Source organism: uncultured Methylobacterium sp. (assembly GCF_964244095.1).
Classification (GTDB): domain Bacteria; phylum Pseudomonadota; class Alphaproteobacteria; order Rhizobiales; family Beijerinckiaceae; genus Methylobacterium.
This window is the reverse complement of sequence record NZ_CAXTHR010000024.1, coordinates 17,345-39,735: the sequence shown is the minus strand read 5'-3', so window position 1 is coordinate 39,735 and position 22,391 is coordinate 17,345. Positions and strand designations below refer to the sequence as shown.

At 70.6% G+C, this 22,391-nt stretch carries 19 protein-coding genes; 6 read left to right on the top strand and 13 right to left on the bottom strand.

All coding sequences use genetic code 11. From position 1 onward, the window contains the following. The 10 genes from rplU to ACFE86_RS06160 all read right to left on the bottom strand — a co-directional run. On the bottom strand, window positions 1-245 hold a 245-nt coding region (gene rplU / locus ACFE86_RS06205), incomplete at its 3' end, for a 50S ribosomal protein L21 (RefSeq protein WP_375454453.1). Window positions 246-425: 180 nt separating this feature from the next. Further along, the gene (locus tag ACFE86_RS06200; RefSeq protein WP_375454452.1) at window positions 426-1,388 is read right to left on the bottom strand and encodes a type II secretion system F family protein; all 963 of its coding nucleotides are present in this window, start codon (window positions 1,386-1,388) and stop codon (window positions 426-428) included. A gap of 41 nt (window positions 1,389-1,429) precedes the next feature. Next, window positions 1,430-2,416, bottom strand: coding sequence for a type II secretion system F family protein (locus tag ACFE86_RS06195; protein ID WP_375454451.1), 987 nt, complete (start codon window positions 2,414-2,416; stop codon window positions 1,430-1,432). Next, complete coding sequence (locus ACFE86_RS06190; RefSeq protein ID WP_375454450.1) at window positions 2,413-3,852, bottom strand: CpaF family protein; 1,440 nt, start codon at window positions 3,850-3,852, stop codon at window positions 2,413-2,415. The genes ACFE86_RS06195 and ACFE86_RS06190 overlap by 4 nt, the downstream gene beginning before the upstream one ends. Window positions 3,853-3,879: 27 nt before the next feature. Further along, window positions 3,880-5,124, bottom strand: a complete 1,245-nt coding sequence (locus ACFE86_RS06185) for a CpaE family protein (RefSeq protein ID WP_375454449.1) — start codon at window positions 5,122-5,124, stop codon at window positions 3,880-3,882. Window positions 5,125-5,199: 75 nt separating this feature from the next. Next, a complete protein-coding gene (locus ACFE86_RS06180; RefSeq protein WP_375454448.1) occupies window positions 5,200-5,949 on the bottom strand; it encodes a CpaD family pilus assembly protein in 750 nt (249 codons plus the stop codon). A gap of 76 nt (window positions 5,950-6,025) precedes the next feature. Further along, window positions 6,026-7,582 (bottom strand): type II and III secretion system protein family protein, encoded by a 1,557-nt coding sequence (locus tag ACFE86_RS06175; RefSeq protein ID WP_375454447.1) that lies wholly within the window; start codon window positions 7,580-7,582, stop codon window positions 6,026-6,028. Between the two features lie 8 nt (window positions 7,583-7,590). Continuing rightward, entirely contained in the window at window positions 7,591-8,382 is a 792-nt protein-coding gene (cpaB, locus tag ACFE86_RS06170) for a Flp pilus assembly protein CpaB (protein ID WP_375454446.1), read from the bottom strand. Window positions 8,383-8,524: 142 nt separating this feature from the next. Continuing rightward, window positions 8,525-9,031 carry a prepilin peptidase gene (locus tag ACFE86_RS06165; RefSeq protein ID WP_375454445.1) on the bottom strand — a complete coding sequence of 169 codons (507 nt, stop codon included), beginning with the start codon at window positions 9,029-9,031 and terminating at the stop codon, window positions 8,525-8,527. Between the two features lie 375 nt (window positions 9,032-9,406). Further along, window positions 9,407-9,574, bottom strand: a complete 168-nt coding sequence (locus ACFE86_RS06160) for a Flp family type IVb pilin (RefSeq protein ID WP_375454444.1) — start codon at window positions 9,572-9,574, stop codon at window positions 9,407-9,409. A gap of 469 nt (window positions 9,575-10,043) precedes the next feature. On the opposite strand from ACFE86_RS06160, the gene ACFE86_RS06155 reads away from it, so the two are divergent. After that, window positions 10,044-10,538 (top strand): pilus assembly protein N-terminal domain-containing protein, encoded by a 495-nt coding sequence (locus tag ACFE86_RS06155; protein WP_375454443.1) that lies wholly within the window; start codon window positions 10,044-10,046, stop codon window positions 10,536-10,538. A 22-nt stretch (window positions 10,539-10,560) separates the two neighbouring features. Here the strand turns inward: ACFE86_RS06155 and ACFE86_RS06150 are convergent, their stop codons facing one another. The 3 genes from ACFE86_RS06150 to ACFE86_RS06140 form a co-directional block, all read right to left on the bottom strand. Then, window positions 10,561-12,063: a phosphomannomutase/phosphoglucomutase gene (locus ACFE86_RS06150; RefSeq protein WP_375454442.1), complete on the bottom strand. Its 1,503-nt coding sequence runs from the start codon at window positions 12,061-12,063 to the stop codon at window positions 10,561-10,563. A 77-nt stretch (window positions 12,064-12,140) separates the two neighbouring features. Further along, window positions 12,141-13,238: an S-methyl-5-thioribose-1-phosphate isomerase gene (gene mtnA / locus ACFE86_RS06145; RefSeq protein WP_375454441.1), complete on the bottom strand. Its 1,098-nt coding sequence runs from the start codon at window positions 13,236-13,238 to the stop codon at window positions 12,141-12,143. 199 nt (window positions 13,239-13,437) lie between these two features. Further along, complete coding sequence (locus ACFE86_RS06140) at window positions 13,438-14,523, bottom strand: helix-turn-helix transcriptional regulator (RefSeq protein ID WP_375454440.1); 1,086 nt, start codon at window positions 14,521-14,523, stop codon at window positions 13,438-13,440. Window positions 14,524-14,684: 161 nt separating this feature from the next. On the opposite strand from ACFE86_RS06140, the gene ACFE86_RS06135 reads away from it, so the two are divergent. From ACFE86_RS06135 to ppdK, 5 genes are all read left to right on the top strand, one after another. Continuing rightward, window positions 14,685-17,417, top strand: a complete 2,733-nt coding sequence (locus ACFE86_RS06135; protein ID WP_375454439.1) for a DNA translocase FtsK — start codon at window positions 14,685-14,687, stop codon at window positions 17,415-17,417. A gap of 196 nt (window positions 17,418-17,613) precedes the next feature. Continuing rightward, on the top strand, window positions 17,614-18,378 hold the full coding sequence (gene gntA, locus ACFE86_RS06130) for a guanitoxin biosynthesis heme-dependent pre-guanitoxin N-hydroxylase GntA (RefSeq protein WP_375454438.1): 765 nt from the start codon (window positions 17,614-17,616) through the stop codon (window positions 18,376-18,378). Then, window positions 18,371-19,039, top strand: a complete 669-nt coding sequence (locus tag ACFE86_RS06125) for a DUF1989 domain-containing protein (protein WP_375454437.1) — start codon at window positions 18,371-18,373, stop codon at window positions 19,037-19,039. The genes gntA and ACFE86_RS06125 overlap by 8 nt, the downstream gene beginning before the upstream one ends. A gap of 90 nt (window positions 19,040-19,129) precedes the next feature. Continuing rightward, entirely contained in the window at window positions 19,130-19,282 is a 153-nt protein-coding gene (locus ACFE86_RS06120) for a DUF3096 domain-containing protein (protein WP_375454436.1), read from the top strand. A 155-nt stretch (window positions 19,283-19,437) separates the two neighbouring features. Then, the gene (gene ppdK / locus ACFE86_RS06115; protein WP_375454435.1) at window positions 19,438-22,128 is read left to right on the top strand and encodes a pyruvate, phosphate dikinase; all 2,691 of its coding nucleotides are present in this window, start codon (window positions 19,438-19,440) and stop codon (window positions 22,126-22,128) included. The last annotated feature ends 263 nt before the right edge of the window (window positions 22,129-22,391 follow it).

Here is a 22,391-nt window from a genome sequence, read left to right as displayed (position 1 = left end):
TTCTGCCGGCGGCGCTTCTTGAAGGCGATCACCTTCTTGTCGCGGCCGTGGCTCACGATCTCGGCCGTGACGCTGAAGCCTTCGAGCAGCGGCGCGCCGACCTGGGTCGCCTCGCCGTCGGCAAACAGCAGCACCTCGCCGAAGGTGACCGCGGAGCCGGCCTCGCCTTCGAGGGTGGCGATGGTGAGGGTGTCGTTCTCGGCAACGCGGTACTGCTTGCCGCCCGTCTTGATGACTGCGAACATCTTCGTCTCTCGTGGTTCGAACGGCCTCCGGGATGCGCCCTGGACCGACTTCTTATGCGTTCGTCGCAGATCATGGCCGCAACGCGAAACGCGCGGACTTCTGCGAGGAAGCCGCGCGTTGTAGAGGGTGGATAGGCGCGCGATGCCTGATTTGTCAAGGATCGGCGCGCGGGTCCGGCCTTACCGGATCGACTGGATGATCGCCGGCGTGATGATGACCACGAACAGCACCGGCAGGAAGAACAGGATCATCGGCACGGTGAGCTTGGGCGGCAGCGAGGCCGCCTTCTTCTCGGCCTCGTTCATGCGCTGGTCGCGGCTCTCCTGGGAGAGCACGCGCAGCGCCTGGCCGATCGGCGTGCCGTAACGCTCGGCCTGGATCAGCGCGGTGACCACGGCCTTCACCGGCTCCAGCCCGACGCGCAGCGCGAGGTTCTCGTAGGCCTGGCGGCGGTCGGGCAGGTAGGACATCTCGGCGGTCATCAGGGCGAGTTCCTCGGCGAGCACCACGGAGGACGCCGCGATCTCGGTGCTGACCTTCCGGAACGCCTGCTCGATCGCCATGCCCGATTCGACGCAGATCAGCGTCAGATCGAGGGTGTCGGGCCAGGCGCGCCTGATCTCGGCCTTGCGCTTGTTGGACGCGTTCAGGAGGTAGAGTTCCGGCGCCTTGATGCCCCCGTATGCGCAGACGATGACGATGCCGATCCGCATCAGGTAGGGCTCGTCGAGCGCCTCCAGCACGAACAGGTAGAACAGCGCGCCGAGCGTCGTCGCCACGGGCATGACGAGGCGGAAGAACAGGAACGTCGTCTCCGATTGCGCGCCGCGATGGCCGGCCATCAGCAGCTTGCGCTTGGCGGTGTCGGTGCCGAGCCAGCGGCGCAGGTCGAACCGCTCGACGATCCGCTTCATGTAGGCCTTGGGCTCGATCCGCAGCGTCGCCTTGTTGGCGAGCCGGTCGCGCTCGCGCCGGCGGATGATCTCGCGCTCGTCGCTGACGAGCTTCATCCGCTTGGCCAGGGTGTCGGTCTCGAGGAAGGGCTGGACCACGGCGAAGGCGGTCGCCGCCGCGGCGACCGCGGTCAGCGCGATGCCCATGAAGCGCGGGTCAAAGACCTTTTGGGCGATGAGGTCGATCATGGCGAGGCAATCCGCGGCGCGCGTTCGGAATTCGGGGGCGTTCAGTAATCGAACGCGATCATCTTCCTGATGGTGAGGATGCCGAACGTCATCCACACCGCCGAACCGAGCAGCGCGAGCCGGCCGATGTCGGTGGTCCACAGCAGCGAGATGTAGTCGGGGCTGGTCAGCGAGGTGATGCCGGCGACCGCGAAGGGCAGGGCGGCGATGATGCCGGCCGAGGACTTGGCCTCCATGCTCATCGCCTGGATCTTGCCGGCCATCTTGCGGCGCTCGCGCAGCACCCGCGACAGGTTGTTCAGCGCCTCGGAGAGGTTGCCGCCCGATTGCTGCTGGATGTTGATCACGATCGAGAAGAAGTTCACCTCCGGCACCGGCACCCGCTCGTAGAGCCGGGAGACCGCCTCGCCGAGCGACAGGCCGAGCGCCTGCGTCTCGATGATGATGCGGAACTCGGACCGCACCGGCTCCTCGGCCTCGCGCGAGACCATGCGGAAGCAGTCGCCCACCGGGATGCCGGTGCGGATGCCGCGCACCACCACGTCGACGGCGTTCGGCAGTTCCCGGGTGAAGCGGGCGATGCGGCGCTTGCGCAGGTGGCGCAGGAGGAACATCGGCACCCCGAGGCCGCCGACGAAGGCGCCGCCGAGGCCGGCGAACGGGCTCGCGGTGATCGTCAGCATCAGGAGGCCGAGGAAGAGCCCGAGGCCGCCGGAGACGATCCAGTAGGTGCGCTTCGACCAGGACAGGCCGGCGCGCGCGATCTTAAGGTCGAGGGTGACCTTGGCGGCACCCTTGGCCTTGGCCTCGATCTCGCCCAGCGTCTTGGCGACCTGCTCGCGCCGGTTGACCGTGGCGCCGCGGATCGCGTTGCCCGCGGCGGAGGCGCTGACCGCCCTGAGGCGCTGCGTCGCGCGCCGCTCGCCCGCGAGCAGCGGCATCAGGAACACGTAGCCGAGCGCCAGCGCGGCCACGACGACGAGGCCGACGGCGAGCGGCAGGTTGGCGGCGATCGTCGATCCGTTCACGGGGCGACCCCCGCCTCGGCGGCGGCGTCGAGCGCCGCGCCGAGCTGGCGCTCCAGGCCGTAGTAGCGCGCCCGCTCCCAGAACTTCGGCCGCCCGACGCCGGTGGAGCGGTGGCGGCCGATCAGCTTGCCGGCGGCGTCCTCGCCGACGATGTCGAACAGGAAGATGTCCTGCGTGGTGATGACGTCGCCCTCCATCCCGAGCACCTCGGTGATGTGCGTGATGCGGCGCGAGCCGTCACGCAGGCGGGTGGCCTGCACCACCACGTCGATCGAGCCGCAGATCATCTCGCGCAGGGTCTTCGAGGGCAGGGTGAAGCCGCCCATCGAGATCATCGACTCGATGCGCGACAGGCACTCGCGCGGCGAGTTGGCGTGCAGCGTTCCCATCGAGCCGTCGTGGCCGGTGTTCATCGCCTGGAGCAGGTCGAACGCCTCCGGCCCGCGCACCTCGCCGACGATGATCCGCTCGGGCCGCATGCGCAGGCAGTTCTTCACGAGGTCGCGCATCGTGACCTGGCCCTGGCCCTCCATGTTGGCGGGCCGCGTCTCCAGGCGCACCACGTGCGGCTGCTGGAGCTGGAGTTCGGCCGCGTCCTCGCAGGTGATGATGCGCTCGTCGTGCTCGATGAAGGCGGTGAGGCAGTTGAGCAGGGTGGTCTTGCCCGAGCCGGTGCCGCCGGAGATGACGACGTTGCAGCGCGAGCGCCCGATGATCTTCAGGATCTCGGCGCCCTCCGGCGAGATCGCGCCGAAGCGCACGAGCTGGTCGAGGGTGAGCTTGTCCTTCTTGAACTTGCGGATGGTGAGCGCCGGCCCGTCGATGGCGAGCGGGGGCGCGATGACGTTGACGCGCGAGCCGTCGGGCAGGCGCGCGTCGCAGATCGGCGAGGCGTCGTCGACGCGCCGCCCGACCTGGCTGACGATGCGCTGGCAGATGTTCATCAGTTGCTGGTTGTCGCGGAAGCGCACGTTGGTGAGTTGGATCTTGCCGTTCACCTCGATGAAGGCGCGGTTGGCGCCGTTGACCATGATGTCGGCGATGTCGTCGCGGGCGAGCAGGGGCTCCAGCGGGCCGTAGCCGAGCACGTCGTTGCAGATGTCGTCGAGCAGTTCCTCCTGCTCGGCGATCGACAGGACGATGTTCTTGAGGCCGATGATCTCCGAGACGATGTCGCGGATCTCCTCGCGCGCCGCCTCGGCTTCGAGGCGCGCGAGCTGGGCGAGGTCGATCGCCTCGATCAGCGCGCCGAAGATCATGCTCTTGGTGCGGTAGTAGTCCTCCGAGCGCGGGTTGTCCTGCACCGGCAAGGCGAGCGTCGCCTCCATGCGCTTGGGGGCGGCGTTCTCCTGCACCAGCACGGGCGCGGTCGCGCGCGCCTGCGCCGGCAGCGGCGCGGACGGCGTCGCGGCGGCGGTCTGCCTCCTACCGAACATCGGAAACGTCCTTGCGTGGCGCCGGCATCAGGACGCCTTCCGGCGCGACAGCTTGGCGAGCAGCGGCTCGAACAGGCTGGCGCGGGTGCGCTTGACCTCGGGCCGGCCGAGCATGGCGGCGGCGAGGTCGGCGAAGATCTCGGCGGGCTTCGAGTTGGCCTCGACCTCGGCGATCATCTGGCCGTTGTTGGCCGCCGCGCCGAAGATCGCCGGGTCGAACGGGATGCTGGCGGCGAGCGGCGCTTCCAGCGCCTTGGAGAACTCCGCCGCGCCGATCTCGGGGCGTTTGGGCACGCCGACCCCGTTGAGGATCACGCGGGGCGCGCGATCGTTGGGGCGGCGGTGCTGGAGCGCGGAGAGCAGGTTCTTGGCGTTGCGCAAGCTGGCGAGCTCGGGGCCGGCGACGACCAGGATCTCGTCGGCCGCCGTGAGCACGCGCTTCGACCACGCGCACCACTGGTGCGGCACGTCGAGGACGATGCACGGCACCGCCGCGCGCAGGTGGTCGATCAGCGCGTCGAAGGCGGGCTCCGACAGGTCGATGGTGCGGTCGAGGCTCGCCGGCGCCGAGAGCAGGCTGAGATGGTCGCTGCACTTCGAGAGCAGGCGCTCGACCAGCGCCGAATCGAGGCGCTCGGGCGCGAACACCGCCTCGGCGATGCCCTGCGGCGGGTCCTGGTTGAAGTTGAGCGAGGCGGTGCCGAAGGCGATGTCGAGGTCGGCGATCACGGTCTGCGCGCCCTGCCCGCGGGCGATCGACCACGCGAGGTTGTGGGCGACCGTCGAGGCGCCGATGCCGCCCTTGACGCCGTAGACCGCGATGGTGCGCCCGACCGGCTTCACCCCGGGCGCCGCGAACAGGTCGGAGAGCGAGGCGATCAGCGTCAGCGGATCGACCGGGGCCATCAGGTAGTCGCTGACGCCGCGCTGGATGAACTGCCGGTACAGCGTCACGTCGTTGACGTGCCCGATGACGAGCACCCGGGTCCCCGCGTCGCAGACCTCGGCGAGCGCGTCGAGGCATTCCATCGGCCTGGATTTCGGCCCCTGCGTCTCGATGACGATGACGTTGGGCGTCGGCGCGTGGCGGTAGGCCTCGACCGCGGCGGCGCCCCCGCCCATCTGCACCTTGAGATGGGCCTTCTGCATGCGCCGGTCTCCGCCTGCGCCCTCGATCATGGCGGCCGTGTCCGCGGTCTCGCAGAACGCCTGGATCGTGATCCGGGGCACCGGGGCGATCATCCGTTCGGATGTCTCGGGATGGTCCGCCATGACGGGGCCTTCGGGTTCGGGAGCCGGATCGGGGATCGGAGCGCGGCGTTGGGCCGGCGCGGGCGGTTCCGGTCGCTACTCGACCGCCCCCTTCACGCTGGTCTTCCCATCCTGCCGCCATGCGGTTGACGGATCCTTGCCGTCGCGGAGCTGGCCGATGTCCTTGACGCGCCGGACCGTGTCGATGCGGCCCTCGGGACGGCCGCGCACGAGATCGACGGGGTCGGCGACCTGGGCGGCGAAGGTCGCCTGGGTGGAGCAGCCGAGGTTCCACGCCGGCTCGTTGCGGAAGTTCGCCGCCGGGCTGCGCTCGCCGAGATCCTGCGGCCACAGCCCGCATTTGTCGGCGACGCGCGCCTCCATGCGGCGGAAGCTGAGGCGGATCGGGCTCGCGAGGCCGGGGTCGGCGACCGCGTAGCCGGCGACCGTGATCGCGCGGGCGGGGACGCCGTTCTCCGCGCCGAGCCGGCGGATCGCGGACGCGGTGCGCTCGACGCCAGCGCCGAGGCCCGGCGCGACGCCGCGGGGCAGGTCGACCAGCAGGCCGCCGCGGCCGTAGCGGCGGTATTCCAGCAGGAAGGCGTCGATGTCGGCGGCCTGGCGCGGGTCGAGATGGCCCGTTCCGGTGACGAACACGTCGAGGTTGCGGTCGCCGTCGGCGAGCACGATCGGGTGGCGGGCGCGGTAGTCCATCGGGTAGATCGAGCCGGTCGCGGCGCGGTCGGATTGGCAGGCGCCGAGCGCCGCGGCGAGGGCGGCCGCGGCGAGGGCCGGCGTCCGTCGGGGGCGGGAGGGGGGACGGGAGGGCCGGCCGGGCAGCGTCATCGGTTGCGATCCTGGGGCGCGGCGGCGCCGGGGCGGAGGGTTCGGGACCGGCGCCGGTCGCGGCGCGCGGGCGGGATCAGTCGGTGATGAAGCCGACGCGGCCGCGGTAGCCGCGCCCGAGGGGTGCGGCGCCGGCAGTGCCGTAGAGGCGGTTGATCTGCCCGAGCAGGATCGCCTGCCCGTCGGTGGCGTCGACGAAGCCGTCGTCGGGCCGCGTCACCTGACGGGGCTCCATCGCCTTGGCGATGTAGGGGGTGACCATGATCATCAGCTCGGTCTCCTGCCGCTGGTAGTCGCGCGAGCGGAACAGGGCGCCGAGGATCGGCAGGTTGACGAGGCCGGGCAGGCCGTTGATCGCCGCCTTGCTCCTCTGCTGGATCAGGCCCGCGGTCATCATCGTGGCGCCGGAGGCGAGTTCGACGGTGGTCTCGGACTTGCGCGAGGTGAAGCCGGGCACGGCGGCGTTCTGCCCGCCGATGTTGATGTTCAAGGTGTTCTGCTGGTCGATCTCCAGCACCTCCGTGCCGACCCGGACCGAGATGCGGTTCTCGGCCAGGACGACCGGCGTGAAGTTCAGGCTGACGCCGTACTCCTTGAAGGCGATGCCGGGCGTACAGCTCTGGATTGTTCCCGTCGTGGAGCAGCTCAGGTTCGACGGAACCGGGATTTGGCCGCCTGCCGTGAATTTTGCCGCCTCGCCCGAGATCGCCGTGAGCGTCGGCTCGGCCAGCACGCGCGAGACGCCGGCCTGCTCGAAAGCGCGCAGCGTCGCCGTAAGGCTGGCCCCGCCCGTGCCGTTGATGGTGCCCGCGAGCCGGTTCCCGTCCGGGAATTGGCCGCCGTTCAGCGCGAACGGCGTCGTGTTGGCGAGGTTGAGGCCGGACCAGTTTCCGCTGACGTTGACCCCGAACTGCTTCAGCACCGTGCGCGAGACCTCGACCACGGTGACGCGCAGCATCACTTGGTCCTTGTTGCGGATGGTGAGGTTGTTGATCACCGCTCCGCGGGTCGTGCCGGCGGCCCCGGCGCCGCCGCCCGCCACGCCGACGAAGGCGTTGGCGATGTCGATCGCCTGCTGCGCCTCCGAGGAGGAGCCGACCGAGCCGGTGAGCAGGATCGAGTCGCCCGTGACGCGCACGTCGAAGCGGCCGCCGGGGATGCTCTGGCCGAGCAACTGGCGCAGCGTCCCGAGCTTGAGGTCGCGCGCCACGGTGACGTCGAGCGCCGCGATCTGGCGTCCCTCGGCATCGAGGATGAAGATCGAGGTCGCGCCGTCCGCCATGCCGATGACGAAGACCTTGCGGGTCGAGCGCACCACCGCGTTGGCCACGGCGGGGTTGGCCACGAACACCTCCTTGGCGTCGCGCGGCAGGTCGACGATCACGGAGCGCCCCGCGGTCATCTCGATCTTGCGCGTGGTCGTCGCCTCGGCCTGGCCCACGGCGAGCACCGGGGGAGGCCCGAGCACCGCGCGATCCTGCGCCCGCACCGGGCCGGACCCGAGCCCGGCGAGCAGAGCCAGCGCGGCGGCAAGGGTGGGCCGAGGGGAAACCCGGGGCCTTCGGCCCGGCGGGTGGGCGGGGGCGGGTCGAGCGTCGGTCATCGCCTGCGCCTCGTCGAGGGTGTCGGGCATCGGGGCGCTCACCGGGTCTGCTGCCGGCTGACGCCGAAGCGCATCACCGTCAGGGTCGTCTCCTCGGGGGGCGCCTCCGCCTCCGGCGGGCGGCCGGAATCGGCCAGGCTGCGCAGCGCCAGCGAGAGCACGCCGACCTTCTGCGCGAGCGTGATCTTCTCGGCCTGCGCCGGCGTCAGCGCCAGCGTCGCGGTCTCGCCGGTGACGACGTTGGTGCCGTTCTTCTCCTGGATCAGTTGGCCGACGGCGAGCACGCGCACGTCGGTCAGGATGATCTTGGCGATCTGGGTATCGGTGCTCGTGGCCTTGCTGTCCTCGTCGCGATACGTGTGGATCACGTCGACGCGGTCGTTGGGCAGGATGAAGCCGCCGGCCGAGTTGGTGCCGCGGCTGTCGGTGACGATCGCCACGGCGCGCTGGCCCGCGGGCAGGATCGCGGCCATGAAGCCGCTGTCGGGCCGGACGAGCTTCTGCGGGCGGATCGGCTCGCCGGGCAGGAAGGCGGAGCGGGCCGTCGCGCCGACAGTGTCCTCGAGCGCCTTGGGCACGTCCTTGCGGGTGATGTAGCCCGGCGTCAGCGTGTCCTCGGGCCATTTCTGCCAGCGCAGGTCCGCCGGCTGCAGCACCTGCCCCATCGGCAGTTCGGCCGCGGCGACCAGCACCTCGGCGACCGGCGGCGGCGGCGGCGCGTCGGCCTGCACCACCACGGGCGCGGGCGGCGGGTCGCCGCTCATCAGGAACGCCGCCCCGCCGCCCGCGACGAGGGCGATGGCGAGGACGGCAAGACGCGCTGGTTTCATCGTCGGGCCACGGCAGGGCGACGGCAGGAGCGCCGTCCGTCCCGCGAGACTGGCCCGGGATTCCTCAAATTAGGGTTAAGGAGCCGTCACTCCGGCGTCCTCGCGCCGTCCCGGATTCGCGACGGGCGCGGCGCGGCGGTCGTCAGCCGCCGAGCGCCCGGGTCCAGATCAGGGTCTCGGGCAGGATCACCAGGGCGGCGGCGGCCAGCGCGATGCCGTAGGGGATGCCGGTCTTGGCGTCGTGGAGGCGGAGCGCGAAGGGCAGACGTGCCACCGCACCGGGGAGGGGGTGGGTGCGGGCGAAGAGGATCGCCAGCGTCAGGGCGCCGCCGAGGATCGAGGCGACGAGCAGGTAGTCGAGCAACTGGTCGAAGCCGAGCCACAGCGCGGTCGCCGCCGCGAGCTTGGCATCGCCGCCGCCGATCTTGCCGAGCGCGAACAGCGTGAAGGTGACGGCGAGCACGAGGGCGCCGGCGCACAGGTGCATCCCGATCTCGGGCAGGCTGAACAGGCCGGTGGCGGCTAGGACGCAGAAACCAGCCGCAAGCGCCAGCGAGATCCGGTTCGGGATCAGCATGGTCAGCAGGTCGCTCGCCGCCGCGTAGGCCATGAAGAACGGGAAGACGATCAGGAGACCGAAGCTTGCCATAATTCTGGGCGCCTCCGAGAGCCGTGTGAAGCCGAGGTGTCTGTGGTTCGGGTGAAGAAACTACGTTCGCGCGCCAACTTGTGAAACGGCACCCGACGGCCCGCGCGAGGCCGGCAAAGCACGGCCGGAGGACAAAGCGAGGCCGGTCCCGCAGGGACGGAACCAGCTTTGGTCCAAGACGGGACATGCAGGGCCGGATCGGCCGCGTCTCACCCCCTGAAATTAATTCGGTCCGTCATGATCCGGCTCGCCGCAGATATTCGGGCCTTACCCGCCGCGTGCCCCGATCCCGCGACCGCTTCCGCAGGAAGCATGTCCGGAGATCGGGGTGATGCCGCTGACTGCGCCGTTGACGGTGGCGCGAGGCCGGATGATTCAGTTGCCGATCTGGTTCGAGACGTTCACGAAGGCGTTGTTCAGCTTGGGACCGATGAGCCTCAGTGTGCCAATGATGACCACGGAGATCAGGGCGGCGATCATGCCGTACTCGATCGCGGTGGCACCGGACTCGTCCGAAGCGAATTTCTTGAACATGGTCTTCATGGTTGCGATCCTTTGGTCGTAAAGACTTGCGAGGTAACCGTCGAAGATCTGTTGTTTCGATCGGCGGCAGACGGAGAATGCCCGTTCCGCCTTGCAATTCGGTTAAATCGATCGGGGAAAGCGGGGTCCCCGCCGGAGACGCCGGGTGTGGTGAAGGAAGCGTAAGAACAGGCCAAGAAACGCCCGGTCTCAAAGCGTTCGTGGACTTTGGCGCAGGCGTCCCGGCGCCGGTTTAGCGGTTCCTTCACCAATCCGGTGTTAGAGCATTTTCCAATGAGGTGGACGCCGGCTCACGTGAAGAAAATGCGACCACACAAGGAGGCTAGAACGTTTTCCACGATCCGAGGATCGTGGAAAACGTTCTAGCTCCCGGAGATGGCGCGGCGCAGGCCGCCGCGAGGCCGGGCGCGCCCGGCCGCCGCACGAGACGCGTTCTCCCTCAAGTGTACCGAGAGTCGAAGAAAACCCGATGCGCCGCACTCCGCCCCCTTCGTCTGCGCGAGCCGCCCTCGCCCTCGCCCTCGCGGCGACCCTGGCGGCGATCCCGGCCGCACGCGCCGAAACCCTGCCGGTGGTCACCGTGGTGGTGGACAACGCCAAGGTGATGCGCCTGCCGGAGCGGACGCAGACGGTGATCGTCGGCAACCCGATCATCGCCGACGTGACGCTGCAGAAGAACGGCGTGCTGGTGCTGACCGGCAAGAGCTTCGGCGCGACGAACCTCATCGCGCTCGATGCCGGCGGCGCGATGCTCGCCGAGACGATGATCCGGGTGGAAGCCTCGCAGGCGTCGGTGATCGTCGTGCAGCGCGGCCCCGACGAGCGGAACTCCTACTCCTGCACGCCGAACTGCCAGCCCTCGGTCCAGCTCGGCGACTCGACCAAGTATTTCGGCGACGTCAGCAGCCAGGCGGAGACCCGCCGCAGCCTCGCCACCGGCGGCTCGGCGCCGGCCGGGCGGTGACGCCGTCGGGCGGGTGCGGCGCTCAGATCGTCTGGTTGTAGGCACCGACGGCGGCGTTCTCGCGCAGCACCGCGTCCACCGCCTGGAACATCGCGTGCAGGCGCGCCTCCGAGGCCGGGCTCTCGATCACCACCACCAGTTCCGGCTTGTTGGACGAGGCGCGCACCAGGCCCCAGGTGCCGTCCTCGGTGGTGATGCGCACCCCGTTGACGGTGACGAGGTCGACGATCTTCGAGCCGGCGATCGGCTCGCCCGCCTCCTGCATCGCCCGGAAGCGCGCGGTGACGGCCTCGACCACGCCGTACTTCGCCTCGTCGGCGCAAGTCGGCGACATCGTCGGCGAGCCCCAGGTCTTGGGCAGCGCCCGGTAGAGGTCGGCCATCGACGCGCCCGGGTTGCGGTCGAGCATCTCGATCACCGCGATGGCGGTCAGCAGGCCGTCGTCGTAGCCGCGCCCGATCGGCTCGTTGAAGAAGAAGTGCCCCGACTTCTCGAAGCCGGCCAAGGCGCCGAGTTCGTTCATGCGGCGCTTGATGTAGGAGTGGCCGGTCTTCCAGTAATCGGTCCTGACCGCGACCTTCAGCAGCTCGGGGTCGGTCATGTACAGGCCGGTCGACTTCACGTCGACGACGAACGTCGCGCCCGGATGGAGTCTGCCGAGGTCGCGCGCCAGCATCACGCCGATCTTGTCGGCGAAGATCTCCGCGCCTTCATTATCGACCACGCCGCAGCGGTCGCCGTCGCCGTCGAAGCCCAGCCCCACGTCGGCGCCGGTCTCCTTCACCTTGGCCGCGATGGCATGGAGCATTTCCATGTCCTCGGGGTTCGGGTTGTAGCGCGGGAAGGTGTAGTCGGGGGTCACGTCGAGCGGGATCACCTCGACGCCCAGCGATTCCAAGAGCTTCGGCGCGAAGGCGCCGGCCGTGCCGTTGCCGCAGGCGGCCACCACCTTCAGCTTGCGCGCGATCGGCTTGGCGCGGCTCTTCAGGTCGGCGAGGTAGGTGTGGGCGAAACCCTCCACGAACTCGTAGGCGCCGCCGTCGCGGTAGCGGTAGGTGCCGCCGAGCACGATCTCCTTCAGCCGGCCCATCTCCTCGGGGCCGAAGGTCATCGGCCGCTCGGCGCCCATCTTCACGCCGGTCCAGCCGTTGTCGTTGTGGGACGCCGTCACCATCGCCACGCACGGGCAGTCGAGGGCGAACTGGCCGAAATAGGCCATCGGCGAGAGCGCCAGCCCGACATCCTTCACCCGCAGGCCCGCCGCCTGCATGCCTGCGATCAGCGCGAGCTTGATCGATGACGAATAGGCGCGGAAATCGTGGCCCGTGACGATGTCGGGGCGCACGCCGCGTTCGTGCACGAGCGTCCCGATGCCTAAGCCCAGCGCCTGCACCCCCATCAGGTTGATCTCGTCGGGAAACAGCCAGCGGGCGTCGTACTCGCGGAAGCCCGTGGGCTTGACGAGCGGCAGCTCCTCGAACGCGAACGTGTTGGGCGTCAGTGCGGGCAGGGGTTTGGGGAACATCGCGGACCTTTCGGTTAAGACGGCGAGCCGACATACGTCGGCTCGCCGATGAGCCCGCTGCGGCAGGCGCGGACGCCTCACGCGGCTCGGCGGCGCTCCGGATAGAGGCCGAACAACCCCTCCGCGTCGGCCCGCGCCACGCCGCGCTCGGTGATGATCCCGGTGACGAGGCGCGCGGGCGTCACGTCGAAGGCGGGGTTGGCCACGGGGCTTCCCGGCGAGACCACCTCGACTGTGGCGAACCCGCCGTCGGGCAGGCGCCCGGTCATGTGCGTGACCTCGCGGGCGTCGCGCTCCTCGATCGGGATCGCGGCGACGCCGTCGGTCAGCGTCCAGTCGATCGTCGAGAAGGGCAATGCTGCGTAGAACGGCACGCCGTTGTCGAAGGCCGCGAGCGCCTTCAGGTAGGTGCCGATCTTGTTGCAGACGTCGCCCGACGCCGTCGTGCGGTCGGAGCCGACGAGGCAGAGGTCGATCCGCCCGTGCTGCATCAGGTGGCCGCCGGCGTTGTCGGCGATCACCGTGTGGGGCACGCCGTGGCCGTTCAGCTCGAACGCGGTCAGCGCCGCGCCCTGGTTGCGCGGGCGGGTCTCGTCGACGAAGACGTGCACCGGCACCCCGGCCTCGTGCGCGACGTAGACCGGCGCCAGCGCCGTGCCCCAGTCGACGGTGGCGAGCCAGCCGGCGTTGCAATGGGTCAGCACGTTGACGGTGCGGCCCGTCGCGCGCGCGATGTCGGCGATGAGCCGGCTGCCGTGGTTGCCGATGGCGCGGCAGCTCGCGACGTCCTCCTCGGCGATGCGGCCGGCCTCCGCGAAGGCGCGGGAGAACCGCTCGGGCGCCTGCACCTGACGGAGGTTGCCCGCGACCCGGTCGAGCGCCCAGCGCAGGTTGATCGCCGTCGGGCGCGTCGCGGAGAGCGTCGCCACGGCCCGGTCGAGCCCGTCGTTCGAGGCGTCCGCGCGCATGGCGAACGCCAGCCCGTAAGCCGCGGCGACGCCGATCAGCGGCGCGCCGCGCACCACCATGGTGCGGATCGCGCGCGCCGCGTCGTCGAGGGAGGCCAGCCGCTGCAGCTCGAAGGCGAAGGGCAGGCGGGTCTGGTCGATCACCCGGACGCTGACGCCGTCCGCGCCCGCGAAGATGGTTCTGTAGGGCTGCCCGTCGATCCTCATGGCCCGGGTCTGCCACAAACGGGACGGTTTTGCACCATCCGGGACGAGGAACGCCGACGGCCGGCCCGTCTTCGTCGCAACGCTTTCGCCGACCGGGCTCCGGTCGGTGGATCACTCCCGAGGGCGGGAGGCTCCGGCGCGAGAGGCCGCAACCGGGTCACGCGCGGGGACTTCACGGCGCAGACCCGGATCAGGACACCTACGGTCCGACGACGGCCCCGGTCAGCATCGCGACGAGGTCGACTTGGCGCGAGGTCCCGGTCTTGGCGAAGACGGATTTCAACTGCGTGCGGATCGTCGCCGGGGCGACGCCGTGCGCATCCGCGAGCGTCCCGACGGTGGCCCCGGTCATCAGCCCGCGCGCGACCCTGGCCTCGGCCGGTGTGAGGTCGAACAAGCCCTGGATCAGGTCCGCGGGCAGCGCGCGGCCCTGCCGGAGGTCGGCGACGACCAGGATGGACGCGGCCGCCGCGAACACGTCGCGCGCCGCGCCGCGGACCGGCACGAGATGGGCGATCATCGCCCGGCGTTCGGCCCGCGCCGCGATCGGGATGGAGGCGACGGCCTCGGGATGCGCGGCCGGGACGGGCGCTTCGAGGGCGCACAGGAGGAGCCGGTCCGCGCGGGCGTCGGCAAGGTGCACGCGGTCGGCCCGGTCCTGCGCCACCGAAGGGACGAGCCCGGCGAACAGGTCGTTGGCGGCCACCACCCGGTGGCGCGGCGACAGCACCGCGGCAGGCAGACCGAGGAGGTCGAGGGTCGCGACGATGCTGCGGGCCCGCGCCAGTCCGAGGCGGGCGGCGATCAACCCGGCGCGGGCGAGGTGCGCGCGCAAGGGATCGAGCGCGCGCACGCTCCCGATGGAGAACGGCCCAGCCGCGTAGGGGCGCTCCCAGCTGAAGACGATGGAATCGTCTCTGACCGTCGGGATGGCGACGCCGGTGCACCAGCCGAGCCCGCGCGCGCGCAGGAAGCCGTAGAACGGGTCGGCATCCATCTCCGCGTGGGTGAACAGGTCGAGGTCGTGGACGAAGCCGGCATGGTCGAGGGCGAGCGCGCGGGCCGGCCGCGGGTTGATCGCTATCCATCTGCCGGAGAGCACCTCCGGTATGTGCGTGAGCACCGCCCCGGTCGCGCGCCATTGCAGCCCGTAGCGCCCCTGGGCGAGGATTACGCCGCCGACGGAACCGGTCGCTGCTGCGATCCGGTCGAGCACGTCGGGCCAGATCTCGGGGAAGACGGCGGCCTCGTAGATCAGGTCGGTCAGCGCGTCGAGATCGGGCATCGTCGCTCGTCCGTACCGGCTCGGCGCGACCGGCCGTTTCCGATCCATCCGGCCCCGGCAAGGGCGGACCGGCGCCGGTGAGGGCTTTCTCAACCTTAATCGGCCGGTAACGCAAGCGTCCTAGCCTCCTGGGCAGAGTCTCCTTTCGCGTCCGGTCCCGCATGCGCTCGCTTCGCCGCCCCGCGTCGCACTACGACACCTTCGTCGACACCCTGCGCCCGTTCCTGGCGCGGAGGCTGACGGAGCTCGGCGGACTCGTCCTGTTCACCGGGGCGGTCGCGCTGACGGTGGCGCTCGCGACGTGGTCGATCGACGACCCGAGCCTCAACCACGCCACCGACCACGCCGCCCACAACGCGCTCGGCCGGCCCGGCGCCGTGGTCTCGGACCTGGCAATGCAGATCCTCGGCCTCGGGGCGCTCGCCTTCGTGCTTCCGCCCGCGCTCTGGGGCGTCCGCCTGATGCGCGAGCGCGACCTGCCGGGCGGGGGCTTGCGCATCGCGCTGTGGATCATCGGCTTCTGCGCCGCGAGCGCGGTCGCGAGCGCGCTGCCGCTGACCGCGCGCTGGCCGCTGCCGACCGGGCTCGGGGGGGTCGCGGGCGACGCGCTGATGTCGGCCGCGCGCACGGTCGTCGGCGCGATCTCGTCGGCGGCGGCCGTGCTCGTCGGCTTCGTCTATGCCGGCCTCGCGATCCTCAGCCTCACCGGCGCCTGCCGGGTCGGGGCCGGCCTCGACGAGGCAGAGGACGACGAGGCGCCCGCGACGGCGCACCCGAACCGCGTGCGGCGCGTCCATCCGGATGCGGATCGGGGAGGACGTGGCGACGACCGCTACGGCGGACGGCGCGACTCCGACGAGCCGGGCCTCGGCATCGTCGGCTTCGGCACCGTGCTCCAGGCGGCGATGCGCGGCCGCACCGCGCTCGCCGAGCGTTGGGACGCATGGCGGGCGCAGAGGTCGGGGGCCGGCGCGCCCAGCTATGCCGGCGCCTCGCCCGCGCTCGCCGCCCGCCGCGCCTTCTCCGACGCGGACCTGCCCTGGGCGAGCCAGTTGCCCAACGGCGGACGCCCGGCCGAGCCGCGCCGCGAGCCGGTCTTCGAGGCCCGTGCCGGCGAACCCTCACCCGTGCCCCGGGCCCGCCCCCCGGCGCCCATGGTGCACGACGCGGATTTCGACGCGGCCGAGGAGCCGACCCCCATGCCGCCCACCATGTCCGTCCCCTTGCCGGTCGAGGCCGCCGCCTCCCGCGTCTCGGCCCCGGCCAGCGCGGTCGCGCCGGCGCGGCGCCCCGCGCCGGCGATCCGTCCGGACGATCACCGCCGCGACGATTACCGCCACCCCGCCCTCGACCTGCTGGCCGAGCCGCGCGCGCCCGCTCAGGCGAGCCTGGTCTCGGCCGACGCGCTGGAGCAGAACGCGACCCTGCTCGAGGCGACGCTCAGCGATTTCGGCGTGCGCGGCGACATCCTCGCGGTCCGCCCCGGCCCGGTCGTGACGCTCTACGAGCTGGAGCCGGCGCCGGGCACCAAGTCGAGCCGGGTGATCTCGCTCGCCGACGACATCGCCCGCTCGATGTCGGCCGTCTCCGCCCGCGTCGCCGTGGTGCCCGGCCGCAACGCCATCGGCATCGAACTGCCGAACGCGCGGCGCGAGACCGTGTACCTGCGCGAATTGCTGGCGTCTGCCGACTTCGTCGAGACCAAGCACACGCTCGCGCTGTGCTTAGGCAAGAACATCGGCGGCGAGCCGATCATCGCCGACCTCGCCCGCATGCCGCACCTGCTCGTCGCCGGCACCACCGGCTCGGGCAAGTCGGTGGCGATCAACACCATGATCCTCAGCCTGCTCTACCGCATGAAGCCGGAGGAATGCCGGCTGATCATGGTCGATCCGAAGATGCTCGAACTCAGCGTCTACGACGGCATCCCGCACCTGCTCTCGCCCGTGGTCACCGATCCGAAGAAGGCGGTGATCGCCCTGAAGTGGGCCGTTCGCGAGATGGAGGAACGCTACAAGAAGATGTCCAAGGTCGGCGTGCGCAACATCGACGGGTTCAACGCCCGGCTGGAGGAGGCGCGCCTGCGCGGCGAGGTGCTGACGCGGACCGTGCAGACCGGTTTCGACCGTCAGACCGGCGAGGCGGTCTACGAGAACGAGGAGATGGACCTGTCGGCGCTGCCCTACATCGTGATCGTGGTCGATGAGATGGCCGACCTGATGATGGTGGCGGGCAAGGACATCGAGGGCGCGATCCAGCGTCTGGCGCAGATGGCACGCGCCGCCGGCATCCACCTGATCATGGCGACGCAGCGTCCCTCGGTTGACGTGATCACCGGGACGATCAAGGCGAACTTCCCCACCCGCATCAGTTTCCAGGTGACGAGCAAGATCGACAGCCGCACGATCCTCGGCGAGATGGGCGCCGAGCAGTTGCTCGGCCAGGGCGACATGCTGTTCATGGCCGGCGGCGGGCGCACGACGCGCGTGCACGGCCCGTTCTGCTCGGATGCGGAGGTGGAGAGCGTGGTCGCGCACCTGAAGCGCCAGGGCCGGCCGGCCTACCTCGACGCCGTCACCGCCGACGAGGCCGCCGAGGATGCACCCAAGGGCAAGGGCTCCGACACAGGCAGCGCCGACGAGATCGAAGTGGACGGCGCGGTGTTCGACCAGGGCTCGTTCGGCGAGGCCGGAGGCGACCTCTACGACCAGGCCGTGCAGGTGGTGCTTCGCGACCGCAAGGCGTCCACGAGCTACATCCAGCGCCGCCTGCAGATCGGCTACAACCGCGCCGCCTCGATCATGGAGCGGATGGAGCAGGACGGCATCGTCGGCGGCGCCAACCACGCGGGCAAGCGCGAGATCCTGGTCGAGGCCGACGGCCGGGGACCCTGACAAGCCGGCCGCGCGCGAAGGCCGGGACCGGCGGCGCCGGAACGCGGGTTCTCCACAAGCCTCTGCGACCCATCGCTACGGAACCCGCCTTTGCGCGGAACCGGAGCACCCGATGCCGGTTCCCCCGTTCCCGGCGCGGCTTCCGCCTGACCCATCGGCACCCGCGCCCTGTTTCTCATCGCCTGTGCAGGTTTCCATGCTGTCATACGCGGCGCACCGCGGGTTTTCGCTCGACACCGACCTCTCGGCCCAGCAGCCGCCTCCGCTTACCCTGCCGCGCGACGACGCGGCGCATCCCAGCGCCGAGGCGTTCCGGGCCTTCATCCGCGCGCAGCCCTTCCCCTGCGTCGGCGCCAAGTCGGCGCTGTCGCGGGGCCGGATGAAGATCGTGGTCGCCCGCGACATCGCATCGGGCTGGGACGACATGCGGATCTACCCGGCGCTGCTCGCCTTCATCGCCGGCTACCGGGCGCGGCCGGACCTGTTCCAGAGCTTCGCCGTGGTGTTCGAGGGGCCGGACGACCTCTCGGAGGAGGCGTTCGAGGCGAGCCTGTGGGCGCGGGTGCAGTCGCTGTCGGACAAGGACGGGTTCCTCGGCCAGGCCTATGACGGCCGCGTCTCGGCCGACCCGGAGGACGCGCATTTCTCGCTCAGCTTCGGCGGCGAGGCGTTCTTCGTCGTCGGGCTGCATCCGCGCGCGAGCCGGCCCGCCCGGCGCTTCGCCGCGCCCGTGCTGGTGTTCAACCTGCACGACCAGTTCGAGCGCCTGCGCGCCGAGGGGCGCTACGAGCCGCTGCGCGCCAGCATCCTCAAGCGCGACGCGGCGCTGGCCGGCTCGGTCAACCCGATGCTGTCGCGCCACGGCGAGACCTCCGAGGCGCGCCAGTACAGCGGCCGGATGGTCGGCGCGGACTGGACCTGCCCGTTCGGCGGCCGCACCGGAGGCCGCGACGATGGCTGACCCGCAGGCCCCGCGCGACGCTTGCGGCCATCCGCACACCATCCCGCCGCGCTCCGGCACCGCCTTCACCCTGGACAAGGGCCGGTTCCTGGCGGTGACCGACCCGGAGGGCGAGCAGGTGGCCGACCTGCTCGCGTTCCGGCGCGACGACCTCGACGAGGTGATCTCCTCGGGCCGCACCCTGGACTACGCCAGCCGCATCTACCTGACGACGGGCGATCCGATCTACTCCAACCGCTCCAACGTGCTCCTGCGCATCGTCGCCGACACGGTCGGCCGGCACGACTTCCTGCTGACGCCGTGCTCGGCCGACACCTTCCGCATCATCTACGGCGACACGGACCCGCACCGCGGCTGCTTCGGCAACCTCGCCGCGGCGCTGGCGCCCTTCGGCATCGCGCCGGACCGCATCCCCACCGCCTTCAACGTGTTCATGAACGTCACCGTGGACGGGCAGACCGGCGCCCTGAAGGTCGAGCCGCCGCTGAGCCGGGCCGGCGACACCATCGTGTTCGAGGCGATGGAGGACCTCGTGATCGGGCTGACCGCCTGCTCGGCGCTCCAATCCAACAACCACGCCTTCAAGCCGATCCGCTACGAGATCGTCCCGGCTTGGCCGACCACTTGGCCGGTCCCAGCCCGAGACGCGCCGCGCGCCTGAGGCGAAGCCGGCCGGAGACCCGGCATGGAACCCTCCGGCGCCGGGCGCGTCGTCCCGCGCGGCCAGGCTTGGCCGCGGAAGGGCCGCGCCATGACCATCTCCATCTCGCACCTGCAGCCGATCATCGCGATCCTGGCCGGCATCCTGATCCTGATCGCGCCGCGGCTGCTGAACTTCATCGTGGCGGTCTACCTGATCGCCGTCGGCGTGATTGGCCTCGGCCTGTTCCGCGGTCTATCGTGAGCGGGCGGCCGGCGCCGGTCTGACAGCGGGCGGCATCCGTCACGCCGCCCGCGGCGCGCGCCCGCGCCGTTCATCTTGCGTTGCAACGGGGGATGGTCCACCCCGCCGCTATGGATGGGGACCGCCGGGCACCCTTCACGACGGACGGAAGCGACATGACGAGCGGCACCGCGAAGTGGGTCTACAGCTTCGGCGACGGCCGGGCCGAGGGCAAGTCGCAGATGCGCGACCTGCTCGGCGGCAAGGGCGCCAACCTCGCCGAGATGTCCAACCTCGGTCTGCCGGTGCCGCCCGGCTTCACCATCACCACCGAGGTCTGCACCGCCTATTACGCAAACGGTCAGACCTACCCGTCCGAGCTGAAGGGCCAGGTCGCCGCCGCCCTCACCCAGGTCGGCGCGATCACCGGCAAGACCTTCGGCGATCCAGAAAATCCCCTGTTGGTCTCGGTGCGCTCGGGCGCGCGGGCCTCGATGCCCGGCATGATGGACACGGTGCTCAACCTCGGCCTCAACGACGCCACCGTGGCGGCGCTCGCCGAGAGCTCGGGCGACCCGCGCTTCGCCTACGATTCCTACCGCCGCTTCATCACGATGTACGCCAACGTCGTGCTCGGCGTGGAGCACCACGCCTTCGAGGAGGCGCTGGAGCATTACAAGGCGGGCAAGGGCTTCGACCTCGACACCGAGCTCGGCGCCGGCGACTGGAAGCACCTCATCGAGACCTACAAGACGATCGTGCGCGCCGAGCACGGCGCGGACTTCCCGCAAGGGGCCGAGGACCAGCTCTGGGGCGCGATCGGCGCGGTGTTCGATTCGTGGATGATCCCGCGGGCGAAGAAGTACCGCGAGCTGAACGCCATCCCCGAGAGCTGGGGCACGGCCGTCAACGTGCAGGCGATGGTGTTCGGCAACATGGGCGACACGTCGGCCACCGGCGTCGCCTTCACCCGCAACCCGTCCACCGGCGAGCGCACGCTCTACGGCGAGTTCCTGATCAACGCGCAAGGGGAGGACGTGGTCGCGGGCATCCGCACGCCGCAGGACATCACCGAGAAGGCGCGGATCGAGGCGAAGTCCGACAAGCCGTCGATGGAGCGGGCGATGCCCGAATCCTACGCCGAGCTGACGCGGATCTACGGCATCCTAGAGCACCATTACCGCGACATGCAGGACATGGAGTTCACCATCGAGAGCGGAAAGCTCTGGATGCTCCAGACCCGCAACGGCAAGCGCACGGCGAAAGCCGCGCTGCGCATTGCGGTGGATCTGGCGGGCGAGGGCCTGATCACGCAGGAGGAGGCGATCACGCGGATCGAGCCCGGCGCGCTCGACCAGCTCCTGCACCCGACCATCGACCCCAAGTCCGAGCGCAAGGTGATCGCGCAAGGGCTGCCGGCCTCGCCGGGGGCGGCGACCGGCGAGATCGTGTTCAACTCCGAGGACGCCGAGACCCTGCGCAAGGCCGAGCGCAGGTGCATCCTCGTGCGCATCGAGACGAGCCCGGAGGACATCCACGGGATGCACGCCTCCGAGGGCATCCTGACCACGCGCGGCGGCATGACCTCGCACGCCGCCGTGGTCGCCCGCGGCATGGGAAAGCCCTGCGTGTCCGGCGTCGGCTCGATCCGGATCGACTACAAGGCGCAGACGATGACCGTGGGCGGCGTGACGCTCAAGGCGGGTGATCGCATCACCATCGACGGCTCGACGGGGCAGGTGCTCCAGGGCGAGGTCAGGATGCTGGCGCCCGAGCTGTCGGGCGACTTCGCCACCCTGATGGGCTGGGCGGACAGGCACCGGACCATGAAGGTCCGCGCCAACGCCGACACGCCCACCGACGCCCGCACCGCCCGCGACTTCGGCGCGGAGGGCATCGGCCTGTGCCGCACCGAGCACATGTTCTTCGAGGGCGACCGCATCATCGCCGTGCGCGAGATGATCCTGGCCGACGACACCGAAGGCCGCCGCGCGGCGCTCGCCAAGATCCTGCCCTACCAGCGCCAGGACTTCGCGGAATTGTTCACGATCATGTCGGGCCTGCCGGTGACGATCCGCCTGCTCGACCCGCCGCTGCACGAGTTCCTGCCGCACTCGGATGCGGAGGTGCAGGAGGTGATGGACGCCACCGGCATCCCGGAGGACAGGATCCGCCACCGGATGCGCGAGTTGTCCGAGTTCAACCCGATGCTGGGTTTCCGCGGCTGCCGGCTGGCCATCGCCTTCCCCGAGATCGCCGAGATGCAGGCCCGCGCGATCTTCGAGGCGGCGGTGCAGGCCGCCGAGGCGACCGGCGCCCCGGTGACGCCGGAGGTGATGGTGCCGCTGGTGTTCTCGCGCGCCGAGTTCGACATCGTGAAGGCGCGCATCGACGCCACCGCCAAGGCGGTGTCGGAGGAGAAGGGCAGGGCGGTCGACTACCAGGTCGGCACGATGATCGAATTGCCGCGCGCCGCGCTCAAGGCCGACGAGATCGCTGAGACGGCGGAGTTCTTCTCCTTCGGCACCAACGACCTGACGCAGACGGCGCTCGGCATCTCGCGCGACGACGCGGCGACCTTCCTCGGGCCCTACACCCAGAAAGGGATTCTCGCCGCCGACCCGTTCGTGACGATCGACCAGGAGGGCGTCGGCGAACTGGTCCGCATCGGCGTCGAGCGCGGGCGCCGGACGCGCCCGAACCTCAAGCTCGGCATCTGCGGCGAGCACGGCGGCGACCCGGCCTCGATCGGCTTCTGCCAGGAGGTCGGCCTCGACTACGTCTCGTGCTCGCCCTACCGCGTGCCGATCGCGCGGCTTGCCGCCGCCCAGGCGGCGCTTGGTAAGGTGTCGGCCAAGGAGGGCTGAGGCACGCCGGGACGAGGCCGCTTCCGGGCGGCGACGCGGCATCCCCTCGCGATCCGTCGGGCCCATGCCGCAGGGTGATGCGAGGAGCGGGGGACGCGGGGTGCGGCCCTCCGCGGCGAGGATGCGTGCGCGCGATGCCCACGGTCCGTAGTCAGGATCGCCCGTTGCCCGAACGCGAGACCCCCGACGAAAAAGGGAACCGGCGCGGCGAACCGCCGCCGTGGGCCTGCGTTGGATGATGGTGACGGATCGGATGCGCGGGA